Source organism: Sediminibacterium goheungense, assembly GCF_004361915.1.
Classification (GTDB): Bacteria; Bacteroidota; Bacteroidia; order Chitinophagales; family Chitinophagaceae; genus Sediminibacterium; species Sediminibacterium goheungense.
Genome location: NZ_SNWP01000010.1, coordinates 1355928 through 1379166 on the forward strand (window position 1 = coordinate 1355928; position 23239 = coordinate 1379166).

The 23239-nt window shown below is 40.8% G+C and carries 18 protein-coding genes; 5 read left to right on the plus strand and 13 right to left on the minus strand.

What is annotated here, in order from left to right; all coding sequences use genetic code 11:
• Nucleotides 1-9 precede the first annotated feature (9 nt).
• The 3 genes from BC659_RS05740 to pyrH form a co-directional block, all read right to left on the minus strand.
• Complete coding sequence (locus BC659_RS05740; protein WP_133473710.1) at nt 10-2403, minus strand: Plug domain-containing protein; 2394 nt, start codon at nt 2401-2403, stop codon at nt 10-12.
• Between the two features lie 93 nt (nt 2404-2496).
• A complete protein-coding gene (locus BC659_RS05745; RefSeq protein ID WP_133473711.1) occupies nt 2497-3795 on the minus strand; it encodes a TolC family protein in 1299 nt (432 codons plus the stop codon).
• 57 nt (nt 3796-3852) lie between these two features.
• Nucleotides 3853-4569, minus strand: coding sequence for a UMP kinase (gene pyrH, locus BC659_RS05750; protein ID WP_133473712.1), 717 nt, complete (start codon nt 4567-4569; stop codon nt 3853-3855).
• 310 nt (nt 4570-4879) lie between these two features.
• Between pyrH and BC659_RS05755 the strand changes: the two genes are divergently transcribed.
• The 5 genes from BC659_RS05755 (at nt 4880) to BC659_RS05775 (ending at nt 7861) form a co-directional block, all read left to right on the plus strand.
• Nucleotides 4880-5497 carry a succinate dehydrogenase/fumarate reductase transmembrane subunit gene (locus tag BC659_RS05755; RefSeq protein WP_133473713.1) on the plus strand — a complete coding sequence of 206 codons (618 nt, stop codon included), beginning with the start codon at nt 4880-4882 and terminating at the stop codon, nt 5495-5497.
• Nucleotides 5498-5504: 7 nt separating this feature from the next.
• Nucleotides 5505-5891 (plus strand): hypothetical protein, encoded by a 387-nt coding sequence (locus BC659_RS05760; protein ID WP_133473714.1) that lies wholly within the window; start codon nt 5505-5507, stop codon nt 5889-5891.
• A gap of 118 nt (nt 5892-6009) precedes the next feature.
• Nucleotides 6010-6330: an ArsR/SmtB family transcription factor gene (locus BC659_RS05765; protein ID WP_133473715.1), complete on the plus strand. Its 321-nt coding sequence runs from the start codon at nt 6010-6012 to the stop codon at nt 6328-6330.
• Entirely contained in the window at nt 6327-7292 is a 966-nt protein-coding gene (locus BC659_RS05770) for an SRPBCC domain-containing protein (protein ID WP_133473716.1), read from the plus strand. Before BC659_RS05765 ends, BC659_RS05770 begins: the two co-directional genes overlap by 4 nt.
• Before the next feature lie 197 nt (nt 7293-7489).
• On the plus strand, nt 7490-7861 hold the full coding sequence (locus tag BC659_RS05775) for a DoxX family protein (RefSeq protein WP_133473717.1): 372 nt from the start codon (nt 7490-7492) through the stop codon (nt 7859-7861).
• A gap of 104 nt (nt 7862-7965) precedes the next feature.
• Here BC659_RS05775 and BC659_RS05780 read toward each other — a convergent pair whose 3' ends face one another.
• The 10 genes from BC659_RS05780 to BC659_RS05825 all read right to left on the minus strand — a co-directional run bounded on the left by BC659_RS05780 (nt 7966) and on the right by BC659_RS05825 (nt 23219).
• On the minus strand, nt 7966-9417 hold the full coding sequence (locus BC659_RS05780) for an alpha/beta hydrolase (RefSeq protein WP_133473718.1): 1452 nt from the start codon (nt 9415-9417) through the stop codon (nt 7966-7968).
• Between the two features lie 213 nt (nt 9418-9630).
• Nucleotides 9631-10467, minus strand: a complete 837-nt coding sequence (tsf, locus tag BC659_RS05785; RefSeq protein ID WP_133473719.1) for a translation elongation factor Ts — start codon at nt 10465-10467, stop codon at nt 9631-9633.
• A 214-nt stretch (nt 10468-10681) separates the two neighbouring features.
• Nucleotides 10682-11569 carry a 30S ribosomal protein S2 gene (gene rpsB / locus BC659_RS05790; protein ID WP_133473720.1) on the minus strand — a complete coding sequence of 296 codons (888 nt, stop codon included), beginning with the start codon at nt 11567-11569 and terminating at the stop codon, nt 10682-10684.
• 120 nt (nt 11570-11689) lie between these two features.
• Nucleotides 11690-12079 (minus strand): 30S ribosomal protein S9, encoded by a 390-nt coding sequence (gene rpsI / locus BC659_RS05795; RefSeq protein ID WP_133473721.1) that lies wholly within the window; start codon nt 12077-12079, stop codon nt 11690-11692.
• 36 nt (nt 12080-12115) lie between these two features.
• On the minus strand, nt 12116-12559 hold the full coding sequence (gene rplM / locus BC659_RS05800; RefSeq protein WP_133473722.1) for a 50S ribosomal protein L13: 444 nt from the start codon (nt 12557-12559) through the stop codon (nt 12116-12118).
• 486 nt (nt 12560-13045) lie between these two features.
• A complete protein-coding gene (locus BC659_RS05805) occupies nt 13046-13924 on the minus strand; it encodes an alpha/beta hydrolase (RefSeq protein ID WP_133473723.1) in 879 nt (292 codons plus the stop codon).
• Between the two features lie 92 nt (nt 13925-14016).
• Complete coding sequence (locus BC659_RS05810) at nt 14017-16800, minus strand: M16 family metallopeptidase (protein ID WP_162847359.1); 2784 nt, start codon at nt 16798-16800, stop codon at nt 14017-14019.
• 669 nt (nt 16801-17469) lie between these two features.
• Nucleotides 17470-18159, minus strand: coding sequence for a hypothetical protein (locus BC659_RS05815; RefSeq protein WP_133473725.1), 690 nt, complete (start codon nt 18157-18159; stop codon nt 17470-17472).
• A gap of 418 nt (nt 18160-18577) precedes the next feature.
• The gene (locus tag BC659_RS05820; RefSeq protein WP_133473726.1) at nt 18578-19999 is read right to left on the minus strand and encodes a TolC family protein; all 1422 of its coding nucleotides are present in this window, start codon (nt 19997-19999) and stop codon (nt 18578-18580) included.
• On the minus strand, nt 19983-23219 hold the full coding sequence (locus BC659_RS05825) for an efflux RND transporter permease subunit (protein ID WP_133473727.1): 3237 nt from the start codon (nt 23217-23219) through the stop codon (nt 19983-19985). The genes BC659_RS05820 and BC659_RS05825 overlap by 17 nt, the downstream gene beginning before the upstream one ends.
• Nucleotides 23220-23239: the final 20 nt, after the last annotated feature.

Here is a 23239-nt window from a genome sequence, read left to right on the forward strand (position 1 = left end):
ACTGTGGTTTTATTCCAGCAATTTACGAACAGAAATGAATTGACCATAGTTGTTTACACCCTCAAGTATAACCCTGATTTTTTTACTGATATCATTGTTATAAAACGAGATCCTTATTTTCTGCATAGTTCCATCTGTAATAATGTTGGGCCTCCAGTATAAGGTTCTTCTTGTATCTGTTTTATTATGTGCTGTTTGTGGCACAGCATAATCCGGTTCGTAGAACTCTTTTACAGCTGTATAGCCGGTTATCTGTAAATGATCAATACCCTTCACGTTGGCTGTAGCGTCTAACCCTTTCTTAGTATACACAGAAATAGCACCACCACCACCATTTACAGCCGACCCGATAAAAGGCGGTCTGAATACTTTTATATAAGCAATGTCACTCATGGGTATCGTAGACAAAAACTGTGCATCGATGGGCATTTCATTCAGAAAAAAACCCACAGATGAACCTCTCCAAACTGCAGAAGGTGATTGAGTAAGCCCGCCTGTAATCTGTAACCCTGCAACACGGCTCTGCAAATAATTAAACACATTAAAACTGGATAATGCCTGCGGATCATTGATCATGTCAAAAGAAATGGCATCACTTCCACGAAAAAGACCATTTGTATAATTTTCATCCATCTCTTCTATCCGTGTTTTAATCCTTGTTTTTACCACTACCTCCTCTAAGGTTGTTTGGGTCTGTAATACACGCAAACGTTCCTGTGCGAAAGCGGCTTCCCGTAATATCCTGGCCTTAGCAGTATCCGTATAAAATATAGGGGGAGGAAAAATAAATTTCTCAAATGCGGTATCTGCCAGGCTCGATCTGAAACTCACTTTACCTCTTCCCGGTAACACAGATAATTTATTCAGTTGATAAAAAAGGGTAGCCGTATCATAAAAAACAACATTGGGTTCATGAAAAGAACCGTTGGCAGCAACAGGAGTGAAGAGCAGCTGTGTAGAAGAATCTTTACCTTTTAATATCAGATTTATGGTTCCCGATTTAGCCAGGCGATTAGGATTTACACCATCAATCTTACCCGAAATACTCAGGTAAGCAGTATCAGGTGGGTATAGCATTTTCCAGCTGTCTGCATCAGCCACTTTTTTCCAGCTTATTCTACGCCACCCATTAGTGAGCATGACCAGATCGAGGTAATATTTTGCCGAATCGTTTGCTGTATAAAAATAGTAACTGGGGTTATGTACATAGCCTTTGATGTCGGACGATAACAATAACACACTCATAATATTTTCTGCTGAATCATCTGCCACATCATCATTGGTAATTGCTAAAGACATATTTGCAGGTACTGAGTCGGGCAATTGAATCTCATAGCTGTTTTTTGCTCTTTTATCCAAGCCGATAGTATCGAAACGTATATCAACAGCAGATCGATATTCTTCATTATCAATAAAAAATAAACGTTCACTCACAGGTATATTGTCTGGTGCAAGAATGGTAAGCGTAGCTGTACCGCTTGGCAGATTATATACCGGAATACGGGTGGTTAGCTTATCCTGTTTCTCCAGATTAATAATACCCTTCATAACCGTTTGCTGGTTTATGGTAAGCAGCATGGTTAGTTTACGATATGAAACAGGAAAATTGGGTGAACGTTCCACTTCAAGAGAACGGTTCATGCCTGTGCCCGTAAGTTGCAAGGAAATACCCTCTAACTGTGTCTGGGGTAATATTGTTTTTTGCGAGCTGCCATCAGGTGCTGTCCAGGATGCAGTTAAGGTTTCACCGAACTTCGGCGTGATAGAAAATTTCCCCATCCCATCATGTAGTGTCTGGAATGTGGTAATTTTTTCTCCTTTATCATTGGTAATAAGGCCACTTACAGTAAAGGGCATTCCATTTTTATCGGTTGCTTTAAAGGCAACGGCTCCTTGCAGGTTGGCAACGAGATTGCCCCCTTCCGGTAAAAACTGAATTGAAAAAGTATTCACTGCTTTAGTGGCACCGGCCAACTGCAGATCAGATTGTAGAACTGTAATTTTTTTCCGGAAAAGAAAACTGCTGTCGAAGTTTAACATCCACTGTGTATAACCCGTAACATATAAAAACTGACCTTTATAATTTTTAGGTATCTCAAAACTTCCAAAAGCCGATGATAAAGCAATGGGTGAAACCTGATGCGATAACAGTTTCCCATTTTCATCATACCAGTCTGTATAAAAATTACGGTTGAGTTTTGAAGGCTCCGGCCCATTCATTAAATATGCTTTATACCCAATAAGTGAACCGGGCTGATAGGCATTGTTATCAAAATGTATGTATACTTTTTCCTGTGGAAAGACTGTGTTGTATTTTTCCAGTTGCTGGTCTATAGACTGTGCCTCTACAGAGATAACAGTTACAAAAAAAAACAGGAAAAGAAGGGGTATAGTTTTTTTCATGGTATGCCGATTACTGCTGTAATACTTATAGACAATAATCGAACATAAATTATGCCGAAAAAACTCAATATGAGCAACCTGTTACAGAATTTATCAGGGTACTAACATATTGGCCAGACGCTTCAACTCTATTTCGGCGAGTTTGGCGGTATAATTCAGGTTTACCATCCTGAAGCTGGTGGCTTCAAAACTCTGTTGTGCCTGGCGAACATCGATGATCGTTGCCTGATTCAGTTCAAAGCGTTTCAGTACCAGATCAACCAGTTGAGTTGAGAGTTTATAATTTTCTACTTCTGTTTCGAGCTGTTGCAAAGCATTTTTATAAGCCTGGAAGGTTCTTACGGCACCAGCTTCCAGGGTTTGTTGCAGATTATCTTTCTGCAGTACTGCATTGCGTGAATTGATCTCCGCTACCTGTAACTGCCGCTTAAAAACAGTACCATTATAAATAGGAATACTTAGGTTCACACTCAAAAACGGACCATAGCTCTGGTTCAACAGTGCAAAACCGGCACCGCTCTTTGTATTGCTGAAATTATAACCCGTATTGGCTCGTAGTGTGGGCTTACCCAGTGCTGCAGTTTCTTTTTCAATCAGTTCATTGATTTTTATCTGCTGCTCGGCACTCAGCATTTGCGGATTATTTTTCAGTGCAGATTGAACGGTTGACAACAATAGATTCTTCTCTACCAGAATGGTGTCAACAATAGAAATGGTGGAATCCGGATTTAAAAAAAGCAGGTTTAATAAATCTGTCTTTCCTTGCTGAATCACCAACTCCTGTTGCAGTTTTTGCTGCACCTGCGCATTTAAATCGAGACGGGCCTGAAAAATATCCGCATTGTTGGAAAGACCGGCTTCTTTTCTGGCAAGTAAAATGTCTAATCGCTTCTGGAACACATCAATCGACTGATCAATGGTTTTAATAAAACCCTGGTTCCTCACAATATCGTAGTAGCGGGTGGCTACAGCGGCCATGGTATTCTGTACCTGTACATTGAGTAACTGCTCATTTTGCTGTATCAATTCTGCCAGTCTTTTTTTTGTAGCCACTACCCGGTAACCATTCGATAATAAAATAGAGCCGGTAACACCTACAGACAGGTTATTGGAACCCACATTGTTACGGGTGGTATTTCTGGAAGCATCAGAAAATTTCTGGTTAATAGAAATAATCTGTTCGTTATCGTTGGCGGTTGCGGTTACAGACGGTAAAGCACCGGCTATACCCGGGTGGTTATTGATATTGCTGATTTCCAGGTTATTCTTTGCCACCTGAATATCGAGGCTGTTTTTCAAAGCTATCTGAATAGCATCAGTGAGACTAAGACGCGACTGGGCAAAACCCAGACTGGTATTTACTAAGCAAAAAAGAAAAAGGATTTTTTTCATTGCAATGAAGTTAACAATGACCCGGGTGCAGGTTGTATATTTTACACCAATGGGCCATTAGCTCACAAAAGTCCCTACATTCATCCCTTCCACCACTTTCAGGAGGTTACCTGGTTTGTTCATATCGAAAACAATAATGGGGAGTTTGTTTTCCATACAAAGGGTAAAAGCGGTCATATCCATTACTTTCAGGTTATTGGTAATGCACTCCTGAAAGCTTATTTTATCGTATTTGGTAGCTGTGGGGTCCTTTTCAGGATCTGCCGTATAAACGCCATCCACACGTGTACCCTTTAAAATTACGTCGGCCTTCATTTCAATGGCCCTGAGCGAACCTGCAGTATCTGTGGTAAAATAAGGGTTACCGGTACCTGCACCAAAAATTACCACCCTACCTTTTTCGAGGTGACGCAACGCTTTACGGCGTATATAGGGCTCTGCTACCTGTTCCATATTAATGGCACTCTGCAATCGGGTGTATACACCTATTTTTTCCAACATAGCCTGCATAGCCATGGCATTAATTACCGTAGCCAGCATTCCCATATAATCACCATGTGCCCGTTCAATACCGCTATCGGCCTCATTCATACCCCGGTAAATATTACCACCACCAATTACAATGGCTACCTGAACCCCCAGATTCGTTACCAATTTAATATCATGGGCATACTGCTCAATGATTTTAGGGTTGAATGGATCGCCATTTCTTTGATCGCCTAAAAGGGCCTCACCGGATAATTTGAGAAGGATTCGCTTAAACTTAGGAAGCATGTGGTTGATTTGTTTGCAAATAACCGGATTTTTTACAGATACACCAAATGAGGGGAAATGTATGATGGCGAATGTCTGATCGCAGATTTGAGGTTTTAAAGGCTAGAACATAGCTACCCCATTTTACGAAAGGAAGAAATTCAGCACCCTGATTAGAAGTTCGATGCTCATGATTCATCTTAAGCCTGTTATAAATGTTTATGTTCTTATGTATAGCATATCTGTATACTAAAAAATGTATTTCGTGTGCGGTTAGATGAAAAATAACCATGGTTAAGAAAATCAACCTGTTGGTTTATTAATTTTGAACATGCAACTTAAAAATCTTCATTACCTGTCTGGGTTGCTGCTTAGTGTCTTTATCGGATTTCACCTTTTTAATCATCTTATGGCTTTAGGGGGTGCCGAAATGCACATCAGTACCATGCAAAGCTTTCGCAGTTTTTACCGACACCCTTTTTTAGAAACCGTTTTACTCATTACGGCACTGGTTCAGATTTTTTCCGGTATGAGGCTGGTGAAAGCAGGTGCCAAAACTGCAGGGGGGTTTTATGAGAAAATGCATATCTGGACAGGTATTTACCTGGCTTTTTTTCTCATCATTCATATCGCTGCAGTACTGGCGGGGCGCTATATATTTAAGCTGGATACTAATTTTTATTTTGGTGTGGCAGGATTGAATCGTTTTCCCTTCAACCTGTTTTTCATTCCTTACTATACCCTGGCCATCCTATCTTTTTTTGGTCATATAGCTGCTATTCACCGGAAAAAAATGAAAAGGCCGTTATTGGGTTTATCAGTAATAAAACAAGCAAACATCATTCTCATAACCGGCGCAGGTATTGCAATATGCATTTTGTATGGCCTTACCAATCATTTCAAAGGAGTATCTATACCCCCAGCTTATGAAATAATACCCGGTAAATAAAAATAAGATGAACATTACAACTATTTCCCCCAAACTAATTTTTTTCTTAGATGCATCAGGAGCCCTCTTATCTGCCGTAATGCTTTGGATCATCAGCCTGCTGCAATCATTTTTTACAGTTCCCGAAACTATGTTTCAGCAGCTTATTTATATTCCGCTGGTCTTTGCTTCTTACTCATTTGTCTGTGCATTCATCAACCCTCTTCAGTGGAAACGATGGTTATCTATTATCGCTGTTGGGAATATTTTATATGCTTTGTATTCTTTGACATTGGCATATAAACATTCAAATGAGCTCACTGCTTTGGGTATCATCTATTTTATAGCAGAGGCCCTGATCATCTTCTCACTGGTATACCTGGAAATTACCCTCATTCGCCAAAAAAAGGCCTAAGTCTCCGCAACTTTTATAGTTCACTGCAAAAAAAGCAGCTTTAGAAAAAGAAAAATTTGAGAAACCAAACAGTTGCATATATTTGCAACCGAATAGTTTCATAATAACCGCAAATACGATGAGAAGAGATGTTTTTCAGGCTATTGCCGACCCTACCCGCAGGGCCATTATTGCTTTAATTGCCTTTCAGGCCATGACACCCAATGCCATTGCCGAACACTTCGATTCAAGCCGGCAGGCTGTATCCAAGCACCTACGTATTTTAAGTGAATGCAAACTGGTGGAACAGGAGCAGCAAGGCAGAGAAATTTTCTATACCCTCAATGCAAAAAAGATGAAAGAAATAGATAAATGGCTCGAACAGTTCCGTCAGTTATGGGAAAACCGCTTTAACCAGTTAGATACTGTTTTGAATACCCTTAAAACACAAAAGAAATGAACCGCGCATTATTATTCGATTTCACAGTGAACAAAGAAAACAGCACCATTCACATACAGCGTGAGTTTGCTGCTAATCTCAATTTTGTATGGGATGCCTGGACCCTACCCGAACTGCTCGACCAGTGGTGGGCGCCCAAACCTTACCAAACCATCACCAAATCGATGGACTTTCGCGAAGGTGGTTTCTGGCATTACCGGATGATTGGCCCGCAGAGCGATTGCCATTGGTGCCGAGCCGATTATGAGCATATTGAAACACAGGTGGTTTTTTCAGGGCTCGATGCTTTTTGTGATGAAGAAGGAACCATCAACACCGATTTACCCCGCGCCCACTGGGCCAACCGGTTTACCGAACAGGAAGATGTTACCAGGGTAAACATTGTCATCACTTATCAATCGCTGGCCGATCTGGAGAAGGTCGTGGAAATGGGCTTCCGCGAAGGCTTTGCGATGGCTATGGAAAACCTTGATCAGTATATACAGGCCCAGTTTCAGCTGCGTTCCGAAATGAAGCCGGCTGTAAAGGCCAGGGTTTGTACCTATCTTAATTTTGATGGCAAAACAGAAGAAGCTTTCCGTTTTTATCAGTCGGTGTTTAAAACTGCATTTGTAACAGGCGGCATCAAACGTTTTGGTGATTTACCGGCTGATAGTAATCACCCGCCTGTAGCCGAGGAAATCAAAAAAATGGTGCTGCATGTAGAATTACCCATCACCGGCAATCATATACTCATGGGTACCGATGCACCCAAAGAAATGGGCTTTACCATTACACAAGGCAACAATATGCATATCAGCATAGAACCCGAAACAAGGGCAGAAGCAGAAAGACTGTTCAATGAATTATCTGCCGGCGGAAAAATAGAAATGCCTCTACAGGATATGTTTTTCGGTGCTTATTATGCCGGCTTCACTGATAAATATGGTATTAACTGGATGATTAATTGCTGGGCTAAGTAGACCGAAAGTCCGTGAGTCAGAAAGACCGAAAGATTTTGTGTAAATTGATAATCCATCTTTTCTCTTGGACTCTTGGACTCTTGGACTCTTGGACTCTTGGACTCTTGGACTCTTGGACTCTTGGACTCTTGGACTCTTGGACTCTTGGACTCTTGGACTCTCGGACTCTCGGACTTCCGGACTTAAAAAAAACAACCATGAAAAAAACAAAACTGATCTACTGGATCACCACCATTCTGTTTTCAGGTTTTATGATTTTTTCTGCTATTCCGAATATTATGCTGAATGCAGAATCGAAACAGTTTCTAACGGGGTACCTGGGTTATCCCGAATATTTTATTCCTTTTATTGGTGTAGCCAAACTATTGGGTTCATTGGCCATTCTGGTTCCATCTTTTAAGAAAATAAAAGAATGGGCCTACGCAGGATTGGCTTTTGATTTAATCGGAGCCATGTATTCAGTTATTAAAGTGGGCGGCATTGACCCGGGAATGAGTATCATGCTGCTCGTTTTTGCTGCAGGTATTACATCTTACCTGCTCAACGAAAAAGTAAATAACCTGAAATAAGCATACATCATTCACTCCCTCTCCCTTTCTCCCTGCAAGAACTCTTCTGAAATTCGGGTGTACCAGTTTATAAAATTTTTTTCAGCAGGGAGAAGGGGATTCATTTACTTAATACGTGCATCTATTTCCTGCTGCACCCTTTGTGTGAATACCGTAGACCAGATACTCCAGTGGTCGGCACCAGGTATGAGTTCGGCAATGGCTGAAGTACCTTTTGCTTTTCCACCGAATGCACGCACTGCATTTTGTAAAAAGAAATTATCATCGGCACCGGCATATACATGTACTTTCCCTGTTAGTCTTGGCTCCAGCTTTTTACCATTTTTCTGTATGAATAACCCCAGATCGTAAGGCTCCCAGGATTTAACCACGGCCGGATTAACTTTTCCGCTCACACGATCAAATAACAACTGGGGTCGGCCGTTTTTATCAGGCACACCAAATTCGGCTTCAAAAGCCTGTTGCTGTTCACCATCACCCAAAAAAACATCGAGGGCGTTAAAGCTGCGGGTGGTAGCAAGGGCCTTGCCATTCATGATAAAAAAGTCTCTTTCCTTCCCATCCTTATCTGTATAGAAATTGGCATTGGGTTCATAAATATTTACACAGGTAAAAGCGGTAAAATCAACCGGATCGGGTGAAACCGACCAGCAGCCACCAAAAGCATCAGGATAATTGAGTTGCAACCACAAAGAACCATAACCACCGGTACTCTGCCCCATTACAAAACGCTGACTGGCATCTTTCACAATCCGGTAGTTTTGTTCCAGGTAGGGCACCAGTTCTTCTACCAGAGCCTTGCCCCATGGACCATTTACACGCGAGTCTACAAAAGCATGCAGACCAAAGGGCGATTGTGTTTCGGGGTTGAGGTACACATATATTTTTTCCTTACCCAGCTCCATACCATAACGCTGTACGGGCATATTACCCATCATATCATAATGGGTACCACCCCAGCCGGGTATTACAAATACTACAGGGTAAGTACGGGTAGGGTTGGTAAGGTAAGAAGCCGGCAGGCGAATGGCTGCTTTCATAAAAATATCTTTCTTCCTGAAGCCGGAGAGTAGCTGGCTCTTCAGTGTAATTTCTTTGAGCCGTTCTGTTTCCCTGAATTTGCGTTGAGGTATTACAGATTGAAACTGAACGGTAACTTCACCCGATCCTTTTTCATCTACATACAGCAATGCCTCTTTACGGGCATACACATTACCGGGATTAGCCCGCCCTCTTTCCTCAAAATCGATATCAATAATACCGGCCATTTTGTAATAGCCGGGTTTGAGGCGGGTTTGGTTATCGGGTAATAAACGGCTATCCGCTTTATCAAAGCTAAGGGTGATGTTTTTTTCAAGGTTTTGCACGTTCCACGCAAACATGGGTTGTGCCGGGTCTGGTTCATTGGGTACTCTTTTACTGGTATCGCTTTGCAGAAAAAGATAGAGTTTGCCGGTAAGGCTTTTTTTGATGGATGTATCGATCTGAACATGAATGGTTTGAGAAAAACCAACTTTGCTCAGGAAAAAAACCAGAATCAGTAAAAGGTATTTCATGTATTTACTTTTTTATTGAACGTAGCATTAGCGTTGTTGTTACGGATGTGATGATCACATAAATATGTGATCGAATTGAGTTTGCATAACAAGTAAATGCCTATTAGGCTCCACAAGAATCAATCATATCTGTTTATATTAATCGAACCTATATGCATAAAAAAGGGAGATGATCTCTCATCTCCCTCCTATAAAAAATCCACTCAAATACAATTATCCTAAAGCCACACGCTTAAAACCGGTAACTTTTACATCACCTGCTGTTTTCAGGTAAGCTTCTACAGTAATACCACCATCTTTTACAAAAGCCTGTGCCAGTAAGGTATTTTCTTTGAAGAATGCATTCAGTTTACCTTCTGCAATCTTCGCAATCATATCATCTGGTTTACCGGCCATTTTAGGATCGGCTTTCATGGTATCTACCACAATGGCTCTTTCTCTTTCAATGGTTTCAGCAGGAATGCTATTGGCATCAACCGCAATTGGGTTCATGGCAGCAATTTGCATGGCCACATCTTTACCAGCTTCAGCAGCTTCTGCGCTTAACCCTACCAGTACACCCATACGGTAAGCACCGTGAATGTATGATGCTACATATGGTGCTTCAATTCTTTCGAATTTAGCCACACCGATTTTTTCACCGATGGCTGCCAGTTTATCGTTAATGAGGTCAGATACTTTGGCTCCGTTAATCACTACTTCATTCAACTCTTCAGCGCTTTTTACATCGTTAGCTACTGCCGCATCAGCAATAGACTGAGCGAAAGCTACGAAGTCGGCATTTTTTGATACGAAATCTGTTTCGCAACTAATGCATACCACAAAACCGGTTTTGTTGTCGGCAGAAGTTTTCGCGATGATAACACCTTCTTTTGCTTCACGGTCACTACGTTTAGCAGCCACTTTCTGGCCCTGTTTACGTAACCAGTCAATAGCAGCTTCAAAATCGCCATTGGTTTCAGTTAAAGCTTTTCTGCAATCCATCATGCCGGCACCTGTTGCCTGGCGTAATTTGTTGATATCAGCGGCTGTAATTGTTACAGTACTCATAGTAGGTGAAATTTATAATGTTTTGAATACAGGTTTACTGAATAAGCTGCAAAACTATTGGCTTCTTACAGATTTCCTGTTTTACTAAATGATGAACAGGTATTGTCAAATACAATGCCTGAAGGGTAAAAGCCTGAAGTGCATATATAAATTGGGTCATTATGTCATCATCGGTACAGATAATGACGTAATGACCCAATATGTGGTTACTTCATTATCTGCTTCCGCCACCGGCAGGACGACGGTTACCCGGAACGCGGCGCTTAGGTGCACCTGCTTCTGCAGGGGCTCCGCTGCCACCACGGCGGCCACCACGGCCAGCTTCGGCTTGTGCTTCAGCTTCTAAGCGACGTGCTTTGGCTTCGTTTTCGTTGTTGCTGTCTTCAGTTTCTTCTTCATCTTTAGAAGCCTGGCGCTCAGCCAAACCTTCTGCAATAGCAGCAACGATATAATTGGTAATGATAGCGATTGATTTGGTAGCATCGTCATTCGCAGGAATAGCGAAGTCTACTTTATTAGGATCGCAATTGGTATCTACCATACCGAAGGTAGTGATACCTAAACGCTTGGCTTCTGCCAGCGCAATATGCTCATGTCCGATATCAACCAGGAATAAAGCAGCCGGTAAACGACCCAGTTGTGCAATACCACCGAGTACTTTTTCCATTTTGTCTTTATCGCGGCTCAGGGTGAGACGTTCTTTTTTAGTAAGGCTCTCTGCACTGCCATCTGCCAGCATTTTTTCGATGCTCTGCATTTTCTTCACGCTCTTACGAACGGTGTTGAAGTTGGTAAGCATACCACCTAACCAACGCTCAGTAGCATAAGGCATGTTTACACGCTTGGCACATTCGCTAACGATTTCTTTCGCCTGCTTTTTAGTAGCCACAAACATGATCTTTTTACCGCTTTTCGCGATCTGCTTAACAGCTGCAGAAGCTTCCTGCAGGTGATCAACAGTTTTATTCAGATCAATGATGTGAATACCTTTCTTCTCAGCAAAGATGTAGGGCAACATCTTAGGGTTCCACTTCTTTTTCAGGTGACCAAAGTGTACACCGGCCTCCAGAAGTTGTTGCTGTAATGAAGTGTTATTTTCCATCTTGTATGATTGTTGTAATTTTTTGAATTTAGTTTCGAAAGCTGTGAGCTTTGAGCCGCGAGCTGTGAGCAATATAAAATGATGCTCATAGCTCGTAGCTCACAGCCCTTAGCCTCACTATTAACGTTTACTGAACTGGTAGCTTCTACGTGCTTTCTTATGACCGAATTTCTTACGTTCAACACCACGTGGATCACGCTTCAGCTGACCGGCAGCTTTTAATGAAGGACGGAACTCAGCACTTACTTCCAGCAACGCACGGGCAATACCCAGTTTTGCTGCTTCGGCCTGGCCCTTTAAGCCACCACCCTGTGCATTGATTACCACATCGTACTTACCCAGCACATCTGCAGTTTTCAAAGGTGCTTCTACCTGGTTCTGCAGGTATACCAGCGGAAAATATTCTTTATAATCTTTATCGTTTACAGTGATCTTACCATCACCCTTGCTAATGAATACACGGGTAACAGCTTCTTTACGGCGACCAACTGCGTTTTTTTGTTTTTCCATTTATCAGGAATTTGTAATTAGCTAATTTGTTGTTGATTAGAACTTCAGTTCTTTAGGTTGCTGTGCAGTATGCGGATGTGCAGTACCGGCATATACAAACAATTTCTTGATCATTTTACGACCGAGACGGTTTTTAGGTAACATACCTTTTACCGCTCTTTCCATGATCACTTCAGGACGACGCTTGATCAGATCCTGTGCAGCTTCTTCTTTCTTACCACCTGGGTAACCAGAGAAGTTGATGTACTGCTTGTCTTCGAACTTGTTACCTGTGAAAACAACTTTCTCAGCATTGATAACAATTACGTAGTCACCACAATCAACGTGCGGTGTGTAATAAGCCTTGTTCTTACCACGAAGAACAGCGGCAATCTTGGAAGCAATACGACCTACGGTTTGATTAGTACCGTCAACCACATACCAGTTGTGCTGTACGGTAGCCGCATTTGCATGCTTGGTGGTGAAATGGAGTTTACTCATAATATTTCTTTTTTAGTGAACCCGGCGCTATCCCGCCGGCTATAATGTTCCGAATTTTCGGACGGCAAAGGTAGGCATGCGATACACCATTTACAAAGATTTTGGCATCTATTTTTAATCGAACCTTTGCAACTGATTGATTTTCAATAAAGAATTTGAGTGAAAATTTAGATTGAAGGAAAAAATAAGCCACAGATACACAGATTACCCTTACATAATCTGTGCATCTGTGGCTTAATACATTATATAAGAGCCCACCATCCCAATTTATCGCCTCTGTTTCCCGGTAAAACTGCTACGAGCTGTGAGCCTCGGGCTGCGGGCGTTTTGATATGTAAGTATTGCTATTAAAACAATACCACATAAAACGCATTCCCAAGTCTTGTCATTTTTATTACAAGCAGAAAACTTACCATAAACACCAATCAAGGCTCGTAGCTCATCGCTAAAAGCTCACAGCCAATTTTACTAACCGGTAATGCTTTATTATTTAAGAAAACCCTGAAATCCCAGCCATGCCGCAAACTCATCGGCCCAGGCATCGGAGGGTTGCCCCTGCTTTCTGATACCAAACCCATGGCCTCCTTTATAATAAACATGCAGCTCTGCTGAACGTTTGGCAGTATTCCATTTCGTGTACAATGCCACACTATGCGGCTGCAAACCAATCTGATCGTCTGACGCAACGGCCACAAACAATGGTGGCGCATCTGCTGCTACAGTACCCTGCATTTCCGGAGGTAAAAAAGGATAAATGGGGGCCACAAAATCGGGTCTGTTATCCATTGTATAACCAAAACCAGCAGAACCAGCTACGGTACCACCGGCTGAAAAACCCATGATGCCGATTTTCTTCGGATCAATACCAAATGTGGCTGCATTCTTTCTTACATAAGCAATAGCCTGCTTACCATCTGCTATACTCATGGGTACTGCAGCCAGCTGTTTGGCCTGTAAATCTTTGTCACCAAATGAAGCATTGAAATCTTTTATGGGATCATCGCCCGAAGCTTTGGCCAATCTATACTTTAATACAAAACAGGTTACACCTTTTGTTGCCAGCCATCTTGCCACACCCAATCCTTCGTTTTCAATTGACAGAGCAAAAAAACCACCACCCGGACAAATAATCACAGCCGTACCATTGGCTTTGCCGGCCTCGGGTTTAATAACGGTTAATGTGGGGTCTGCTACATTGTAAACCACTGGTGTGTTCCAGCTGGTTTTTTCAATGGTAGCTTCCGACCAGTTCCAGTTTTCAGAACCGGGGGCCTTGCCTTCATAGATTTTTACTATCTGTTGAGCATACAAGATGCCTGCCATTTGCAGCAAGAGAAATAAAGAGAGTAACCATAGCTTACGCATAAATATAAGTTTGTGTTAAGTTACACTTTTTACAAATAAAGAGGGTGTACCAATACTGATACACCCTCTACATAACTATACAGAAGCCATCGCTATTTTTTTGCCGGATACAATACAGCCCTGATTTCATTTTTACCATCAAACAGTAGTCCTGCTGTTGCTTTAATATCTGCTGCAGTAATGGCATTTAGTGCTTGTTCATAAGCTAGAATAGAATTAGTGCTGGCTCCATCAACGTATATACTTTGTAACGATTGTGCCCAGAATCGATTTTCCTGGTTATTTACTTTAAACTTTTCCAACATCGTTTTCTTCACCTTATCCAGATCTTTTTGTTCTGCCCCATTGTTTTTTATCTTACTGATTTCCTCATTAGCAGCTGCAATGAGTTTATCGACATTTTCGGGACCGCAGGGCAGCTGTAATACAAGTGTATACTGACTATATGGATACTGTGTAATTCCGCCAAAAAAACCACCGCCATAAATGCCACCGATTTTCTCACGCAGCTCTTCTGTAATTTTAATATTCAACACTTCTGTTAATACCTCTGTTTTGAGCTTCAGGTCTTCACTGTACGTAATATCACCAGCGTAATAGTTAAAAATAAAACTCTTAGGCTCAGCACCTTTATAGTATTTTAATTCATGAACGCCTTTCTTGGTTCTTACACCATTATCAAAATAGCTACCGGCTTTTCCTTTCGAGGGTAAGCTTCCGATATAAGTACCCAGTAAGGGTTTAATAGCTTCTACATCAATATTACCGGTAAGAATAAAGGTAAAATCAGTAGCATCCTTAGTGAGGTCGTTATAGATTGTTAATACCCTTGTTATATCTATTTTATCAAAATCTTCCGCCTTTGGAAAATTTACAGGTGCAAGTGGTTGACCCTGATACAGTGAATTAAAAACCGTATCAATAAAAGAAGTTGTTGGATCAGCCATCATAAACTCAACAGATGCTTTTTGTTTTTCCTTCCAGCCATTAAATAATCCTTCGTCTTTTCTCGCAGCTGTTAAGTTCAGATAAACCAACTGTAGCATCGTTTCCAGATCTTTAATACTGCTGCTACCATTGATACTGGTTGACAGGCCAGACAGATTGGTGGTTACTGAAGCCTGCTTACCGGCAAGGAATTTTCTAAGATCAACAGGAGAGAAGTCGCCAAAACCCATTTGCTGTACAACGCGGGATGCAAAACTTGCGTTCAGCTTGTCAGCAACACCATAAGTACTATAACCGCCCTTTTTTGCACCTGTTAAAACAATTTCATCTGCCTTGAAATTGGTTGGCTTTAGAATTACTTTCGCTCCGTTTGAAAAATAAAGTTCCGTAGTACCTAATGCATCGTTTTTAGCTTCTTTATTAATGGTTCCTGCAGTTGGCTTTTTGGCTAGTAAAGAAGCAGCCAGTGCCTTTTCTTCATAAGCTTTTACACCGGTGTTCAAGGTTTTTTCAGTTAAAGCAAGTAAGCCTTCTTTAGTAGGAAGTTGATCCTGATTTTTTGAAGGAGCCTGAACGGTTACAAAAAGACGTTCATTATTTTTGAGATCATTGGCAAGTACGTTTACTTCTTGAGCAGTAATTTCAGGCACCAACTTTTTTTGATAGGTAAACTCATTTTCGATACCAGGAATGGGTTCAGCTTCCAGGAAATGACGGATGTATTCATCAGCAAACCTTGCAGATTCAGTTTTATCCCTGTTATTATACAAACGTTCTGCAGATGCCAGTAACTGTTTCTTACCTCTTTCAATTTCATTCGCTGTAAAACCAAACTGGTTTACCCTTTTTATTTCAGTTAAGATGGCCGATAAAGCTGAATCTGTTCCCTTTTTTCCAGCTACCACATACCCGCTAAATGCTTCGTAGCCTCTTGCGAAGGAACCAAACCCTGTGCCTGCATATACGTATGAGGGATTGGAATTCTGAGCCAGTTCATTCAAACGTTGATTCAGCAGGGTACTAAAGAGGCGTTTTGCCAACCCATTCTTATAATCGCCCAAGGTAAGCTCAGGCTGATCTTTCTGTGGATTATACGTAAATTCTACTGCTATATTGGTTGCTTCAGGATCGGTTAAAACCAGTCCTTCATTTTTTGCTCTGGCCATGAGAGGAAATGAGGGTCTTATTCTTGGTTTTACAGGATTTTTGAGGGAACCAAAATATTGACGAATCATTTTTTCGGTTTCAACCAGATCAATATCACCAACGGCCACCACCGCCATCAGGTCTGGGCGATACCAGTCTCTATAAAAACGCTTTATCGCATCGTATTTAAAGGTTTTTAGTATACTGTCTTTCCCAATGGGTAATCGGTTTGCATATTTTGATCCTGCATATTGAAGTGGATATGATTTTCTAAACATCCGATCTTCGGCTCCTTTACCCAGGCGGCTTTCTTCTAATACCACTTTTCGTTCATCATCGATAGCCGAGTTTTCGAATGTAATACCCGAAGCCCAGTCTTGCAGTACCTGCATTCCTTTGGTAAAATTGGCAGGGTCACTTAAAGGAACAGGAAGAATATAAACCGTTTCATTAAAGCTGGTATAGGCATTCAGGTCCGAACCAAACTCAATACCTATACTTTGCAGAAAACTCACCAGTTCATTTTTCTTAAAATTTTTGGTGCCATTAAATGCCATGTGTTCTGTAAAATGTGCCAACCCTTGCTGGTCATCATCTTCTAAAATAGAACCAGCATTTACTACTAAACGGAGCTCTACTTTTTTCTCAGGTTTACCGTTCTTTTTAATATAGTAAGTAAGACCATTCGATAGTTTACCTACTTTGATGCCGGGATCGATAGGCAACTTATCTGTTAACGAGGTTTGAGACGATGCGCACAGTACAATACTGAGAAAAAACAAAAGAAGAATTTTTCGGGGTAGCATATAATTCTTAACCAATATTGATTTAACTATTAAAAAAAAATATGTATTCACTCTTTACACTTTTTGATATTTGAAAATTATATACCTATTTATTCTTAAACTATGACACATCACTAAAAGATTAATACTGGTATTGACTAAATCTATTTTTTACTTAAAGATTGGATAATTGAGATTTTTTCTCATAAAATACTACCCTTTCATAAATAATTCTTATCAAAGATTTACTCTGTCTGTTTAATTAAAAAATTAACAACCAATTTAGTGATATACAAGAAACTCAAAAACGTTTCATTATCATGCCTTTTCAATTATGTAGTACACAACTACAGAGTAAAATTGAAAAGGCATGATTAGTTTTAGACATTTAAAATTATTTACCTAAAAAAAGAATAATACATAGTTATACCAAAAGCTATAGATATGTATAGGTATATGTATAAATTATTTCTTTTTTTATTTGAAGCTTCGCGATTTTTAAAGAAAAGAAAAGCAATCACTGCCAATATTACAAAGTATAAAGACCATAACCTCCCTGAGTTCTGAACATATATATTGTTACGAAAAAAATATCCTATAATAATTATGTACAATAGTAATATGGCTGCAAGAATTTTTGTTTTCATAACCTCAATATTGATATTATTAATTTTTTGTTTTGGGGCAGTACTTATTAGCACACTCCTCTATCCCTTCCGCAGCCCAATTACTGGCACCAATTAAACATAAAACCGAAGCTGTACCTGCACTTAAAGCTTCGCAACCAGCTAATATTAAAGCTCCCTCGACCGCTACACCTACCGAACATCTATAATATCTCCATCCACAACCTCCTTCTTCATTTGATCTAACAACTTGTGAGTTTCTAACTGTGGTACTATTTGAAGTATTCTCATTCATTAAAGTAGCGGCCTCAATGAAAATATCTCGAGTTAAATTTGTACCGTATCGTTTCTGTAAATTACTATTATTTTCATAAATAATTTTACTAATATTTTCCAGTGTCGCTTTATCAAGAGGTGTTAAATCATTTACAATTGTAGAGTATTGCTGTTCAGCACTAAGCTTTTGTCCCTTTGCCAAATCTATTTTTGAACGAATACTATTTCGTTTGTCTTTGCTAAAATTATGGATTGAGTAGTCTACCATAATATTAAAATTTCTAATTAAAGTAATAAAAGACTCATCTTTTGCTAATGATTTAGCATCAGTTTTCTGAAATTTATCTGGATTATTTTTGACCTCCTTTTGACATCCCATAATAGATAGTGCAAAAAGAAAAATAAGGGCTGCTGCAGAGAGTACCCCTTTGCTAAAAGATGTTACTTGTTTCATGATTGTTTAGTTTTAGAAATGATAATAATGAAACAATACTATCATAAAATCTGATAAAAGATAACTGCGTTTTTTCGCAGTCGAAAAAATTCTACAAGCCTTTCAAATATTATCTATTATCAAGTAGTTAAATGGCTATTTTATGTATAGGTAAATTATAGAAACTGATAGCTGAATTTATCATTAACCACTCAAATTTTCAATAAAAAAAACAATCATCATTGTAAAATATTTTCTGATGATTCAGTTCAGGAAACAACTGAAGGCACTTAGAGGCTCATTAAAGACTCAACATGTAAGGTTTTTAAAGCACTTGCACAGATAAATAAAAAACGGCCGGGCTCCCGCCCGACCGCCCTCTTTGTCAATCGAAACCCAAATTGTGATTCTTACGCCTGTCTATCGGTTCTTCAACTTTTTAGTTCCAGCCCCCGCCAAGGGCCTTATAAATATTTACTTTGGCACTCAACTGTTTCATTCTGATCTCAATCAACTGCATTTTAGATTCCAGTGCCTCTCTTTGTGTTAACAGCACTTCCATATAATCTGCCCGTGCAGAGTTGAAGAGATTATTAGATATGCCCACAGATTGCAACAATATATCTACCTCTTTTGCCTTGAGTGCATAACTGGTTTTGAAGTTGGCTGCTTTTGCTATCTGGTTCAGCACTTCGGTATATGCATTCAAAATGGTTTGCTGGTATTTATATATAGCCTGCGTTTGCTGAGCATTGGCATTATAATAAGTAGCTGTGATGGCATTTTTATTTACCAATGGCGCCACCATATCGCCCGCCAGGTTATAAATAATAGAAGCGGGTCTGATAAGGTATAAGGGATTGAATGCCTGAAAACCCAGTCCGGCCTGCAAACTGAAGGATGGATAGAAGTTGGCCCTAGCCACCTGCACATCAAGCTTTGCAGCAGCTATATCCAGTTCTGCCTGTCTGATGTCGGGTCGGTTTACCAGCAATTGTGCGGGTACCCCTGTTTGCATATCATCAACCGGCATGGTATTAAACTGCATTGAGTTTCGCTCAATTACAGGTGTGTATTTACCGGTGAGGTAACGGATTCTGTTTTCAGTTTCCGTAATCTGCTGTTTAATTTCGTACTGAAGGTTTTGTGTATTCAGTAACTGTGCCTCAAACCGGTTCACAGCCAGCTGGGTAACTTTTGCCGCTTCTTTCTGCTGGCGTATAATCTTCAACACATTGCTCTGTAGTGTGATATTCTGCTCAATAATCTGCAACTGATTATCCAATGCCATTAACTCGTAATAAGAGCTGGCTATTTCGGCAATGATCTGTGTGATCATAAAGTTCCGGCCCTCTACATTGGATGCCATTCTCAACACCGCAGATTTTTGTGCATTGCGCAGCTTCTTCCACACATCGAGTTCCCAGGAGAAAAAAGCACCGCCGATAAAATCACCAACATACTTAGGTCCTTTATCAGGATTGGCTTTCAGGTCTTCTTCTGAAAAACCATCCCAGGTATATTTACCTGCCCTGTCTACAGCAGCACCGGCTCTGATGTTTACAAAAGGCAGGTATTCACCTCGCCTTTGCATGATTTCATTCTTACTCATTTCAATTTCCTGCAGCGTAATATTCAGCTCCTGGTTATTCTGCAGAGCGGTATCAATCAAGGCAATTAAATGGGGATCGGTAAAATATTGCCGCCAGGGTACCCGGGCAATATTGGTAGTATCCTGTGAGCTGGTATAGCTCACAGGTACTGTTTTATCTTCCTCTTTACTGGTGATGGCTGGCACTTTACAGGCACCCAACCCCACAATAGTACTTACAAGAAAAAGGTATTTAACTGGTAGTTTCATTATCTTTTTTATTTCTGATTCTTGCAATAATTTTTTTGATTTTTTTCGTCAGCGATGATTCGTTGTTTTCAACAAAGTCTTCGCTCAACGGGTTTTTATCTTCATCTCGTATGAGGTACCTGCCCTCCTGCATTTTTCCGAAGATGAAATACAGACCGGGTACAATGATTACCCCGAACACCGTTCCGAACAACATGCCTCCTAATGCAGATGCACCAATGGTATGGTTACCCACTGCTCCGGGACCGGTTGCAATAACCAGTGGAATTAAGCCTGCAATAAAAGCAAAGGACGTCATGAGGATGGGTCTGAAACGGGCTTTGGCACCTTCAATAGCTGCCGCCAGTACGGTAGCACCTTTGTTGTGTTTCTGTACCGCAAACTCTACAATCAGTACCGCATTTTTACCTAATAAGCCCACGAGCATGATCATACCCACCTGTGCATAGATATCATTTGCCAGCCCCAAGGCCTTCAATAAGAAGAAGGATCCGAAAATACCTGGTGGCAGTGATAACAAAACCGCAAACGGAAGCAGGAAACTTTCGTATTGCGCCGCAAGAATTAAATACACAAAGAAGATAACAATGATGAACAAATAGAGGGCCTCATTACCTCTTCTCGCTTCATCATAAGAAAGACCTTCCCATGCAATATCATAACCTCTTGGCAATGTTGCCGCTGCTACTTCTTTAATGGCTTTGATAGCATCTCCCGATGAATAACCCTTGGCAGGTGTACCATTGATGAGTGATGAGATGTAGAGATTATAACGCGATATTTCATTGGGGCCCTGTGTTTTGGTGATCTTCATAAAAGCAGAATAAGGTACCATTTCACCATGATCGTTCTTTACAAACATGTTCAACAGATCGGATGGTTGCTTTCTGAATTCAGGGCCTGCCTGTGTGTACACTTTATAGTAATTATTGAATCGGATAAAGCCCTGCTCGTATGTACTTCCAATCATGATATTCAGGTTTTCCATGGCATTACCCAATGAAACACCTTTCTGCATAGCCAGCTCATTGTCTACCGTAATTTCATATTGCGGATACTTTGCAGAGTAAAAGGCAAATAAACCAGACAGTTCTTTTCTTTTCCTTAATGCTGCAAGAAAATCAGCATTAACCCTGTCGAATTCCTGGTAGTCCACATCACTGCTTTTATCTAATAAACGCAAAGAAAAACCGTCTGATGTACCATAACCCGGAACCGCCGGTGGTTCAAAATATTCAATATTTGCCGGCAGATCCTTTGATGCTTTCTCCAGTTCTTCGATTACTTCTTTAACCGACTGTTTTCTTTCCGACCAGTCTTTCAGGTTTATCAAACAGGTACCCGCATTGGAACCACGGCCTTCTGTAAGAATTTCATATCCTGCCAGAGAAGTAACAGACGAAACCGCTTCAATTTTCTTGGCTACTGCCTGTAATTTTCTGGATATTTCATTGGTACGTTCCAGTGTGGTACCTGGCGGTGTTTGAATGATGGCATAAATCTGCCCCTGGTCCTCACTGGGAATAAAACCTGCAGGGAGGATTTTATTTACACTCATGACCCCAAAAGAAAAAGCGATCAGTAGTCCGTAAGTAATCAACCTTCTGTTAACGATGAGCGACAGGAATTTAGTGTACCTGCCTGTAACACGTTCAAAGGTTCTGTTGAACCAGTTGATAAACAGACTAACCGGCGTTTTTCTTTTGGGTTTACCATGTGTGTTTTTTAATAGCATGGCACATAACACTGGGGTAAGTGTTAGTGCCACGAAACCAGAGATCACAATCGCGCTCGCCATGGTAAGCGAGAACTGCCGGTAGAGTACCCCTACAGGCCCCGTCATAAAGGCTACGGGTACAAATACAGAAGTCATTACGAGTGTAATGGCGATGATGGCTCCGCTGATTTCACGAATTACTTTTTTAACGGCTGCAAAAGGCGATAGATTTTCTTCTTCCATCTTTACGTGTACCGCTTCCACCACTACAATGGCATCATCAACCACGACCCCGATGGCTAGTACCAATGCGAATAAAGTAATCAGGTTAATACTCAACCCGAAAAACTTCATCAGTGCAAATGCACCGATCAGTGATACCGGTACTGCCAGAATGGGGATAAAGGTAGAGCGCCAATCGCCGAGGAAAACGAATACTACAATCGCTACCAGTACAAATGCCTCCAATAAGGTATGTAATACTTTTTCAATAGAAGCATCCACAAACTTCGATACATCGTAGTTGATTTCGTAATTGATACCCGGAGGGAAATCTTTTTTCAGTTCTTCCAGCTTGGCTTTTACATCCGCAATAACCGTATTGGCATTACTGCCGGGGTTTTGTTTTAGTACGAGTGATGCAGATGGATGACCATCTTTATTTGAATAGATATCAACAAACTCACTACCTACTTCTACTTCAGCAATATCTTTTAATTTCAATATCTCACCATCAGCATTGGCTTTAATAATAATATCCTGGTATTGCTCCGGTTTATTGTACCAGCCTTTATAGGTGAACACATATTCCTGCGACTGCGCTTTTTTACCGGAGCTGAGACCCACACGTCCGGGTCTTGCCAATACGCTTTGCTCATCAATAGATTTCAATACTTCTTCAGCAGAAATATTATAAGCACGCATTCTTTCCGGATCGAGCCATACACGAATGGCAAAAGCACGGCTACCGATGGCCTGTGCAAAACCCATTCCTTTAATACGCTGTAATTCTGGCAGGATGTAGGTGTTGGCGTAGTTGAATAAAAATTTCTCATCAACACTGTTGTCTTCACTATACAGGTTGAGGTACATCAGCATACTGGGCTGGAGGGGTGAAATAATAACACCCTCTCGCTGTACCAGCGGCGGAAGGTTGGTCATTACCTGATCTACCCTCGATTTTACCCTTACGGCAGCCAGTGTTGGGTCGGTACCTGGTTCAAAGATTACTTCAATACTTGCTTCACTTGCACTGGTGGCATCAGACAATATGTATTGCATACCCTGTACACCATTGATGGCGCGTTCGAGAATGGTAAGGGTTGATTTTACCAATACATCTGCATTGGAGCCCGGGAACTCAATAAAAATATTTACACGGGGTGGTGCTATTTCAGGAAACTGTGCAACCGGTGATGTATTAATTGCCAGCAACCCCATGAAAACAATTACCACAGACAATGCAATAGCAAGAACCGGTCTTTTAATAAACTTATTAAACATCGTTTTATATTTTAGGGTTC

What these genes read in the sequence shown, in the direction of transcription:
- BC659_RS05745 (WP_133473711.1), bottom strand. Translation starts at nt 3,795, where the DNA reads ATGAAAAAAATCCTTTTTCTTTTTTGCTTAGTAAATACCAGTCTGGGT.
- BC659_RS05825 (WP_133473727.1), bottom strand. Translation starts at nt 23,219, where the DNA reads ATGTTTAATAAGTTTATTAAAAGACCGGTTCTTGCTATTGCATTGTCT.
- BC659_RS05815 (WP_133473725.1), bottom strand. Translation starts at nt 18,159, where the DNA reads ATGAAACAAGTAACATCTTTTAGCAAAGGGGTACTCTCTGCAGCAGCC.
- BC659_RS05770 (WP_133473716.1), top strand. Translation starts at nt 6,327, where the DNA reads ATGAACCGCGCATTATTATTCGATTTCACAGTGAACAAAGAAAACAGC.
- rpsB (WP_133473720.1), bottom strand. Translation starts at nt 11,569, where the DNA reads ATGGAAAATAACACTTCATTACAGCAACAACTTCTGGAGGCCGGTGTA.
- BC659_RS05775 (WP_133473717.1), top strand. Translation starts at nt 7,490, where the DNA reads ATGAAAAAAACAAAACTGATCTACTGGATCACCACCATTCTGTTTTCA.
- BC659_RS05805 (WP_133473723.1), bottom strand. Translation starts at nt 13,924, where the DNA reads ATGCGTAAGCTATGGTTACTCTCTTTATTTCTCTTGCTGCAAATGGCA.
- BC659_RS05755 (WP_133473713.1), top strand. Translation starts at nt 4,880, where the DNA reads ATGCAACTTAAAAATCTTCATTACCTGTCTGGGTTGCTGCTTAGTGTC.
- BC659_RS05780 (WP_133473718.1), bottom strand. Translation starts at nt 9,417, where the DNA reads ATGAAATACCTTTTACTGATTCTGGTTTTTTTCCTGAGCAAAGTTGGT.
- rplM (WP_133473722.1), bottom strand. Translation starts at nt 12,559, where the DNA reads ATGAGTAAACTCCATTTCACCACCAAGCATGCAAATGCGGCTACCGTA.
- pyrH (WP_133473712.1), bottom strand. Translation starts at nt 4,569, where the DNA reads ATGCTTCCTAAGTTTAAGCGAATCCTTCTCAAATTATCCGGTGAGGCC.
- BC659_RS05765 (WP_133473715.1), top strand. Translation starts at nt 6,010, where the DNA reads ATGAGAAGAGATGTTTTTCAGGCTATTGCCGACCCTACCCGCAGGGCC.
- tsf (WP_133473719.1), bottom strand. Translation starts at nt 10,467, where the DNA reads ATGAGTACTGTAACAATTACAGCCGCTGATATCAACAAATTACGCCAG.
- BC659_RS05760 (WP_133473714.1), top strand. Translation starts at nt 5,505, where the DNA reads ATGAACATTACAACTATTTCCCCCAAACTAATTTTTTTCTTAGATGCA.
- BC659_RS05820 (WP_133473726.1), bottom strand. Translation starts at nt 19,999, where the DNA reads ATGAAACTACCAGTTAAATACCTTTTTCTTGTAAGTACTATTGTGGGG.
- rpsI (WP_133473721.1), bottom strand. Translation starts at nt 12,079, where the DNA reads ATGGAAAAACAAAAAAACGCAGTTGGTCGCCGTAAAGAAGCTGTTACC.
- BC659_RS05740 (WP_133473710.1), bottom strand. Translation starts at nt 2,403, where the DNA reads ATGAAAAAAACTATACCCCTTCTTTTCCTGTTTTTTTTTGTAACTGTT.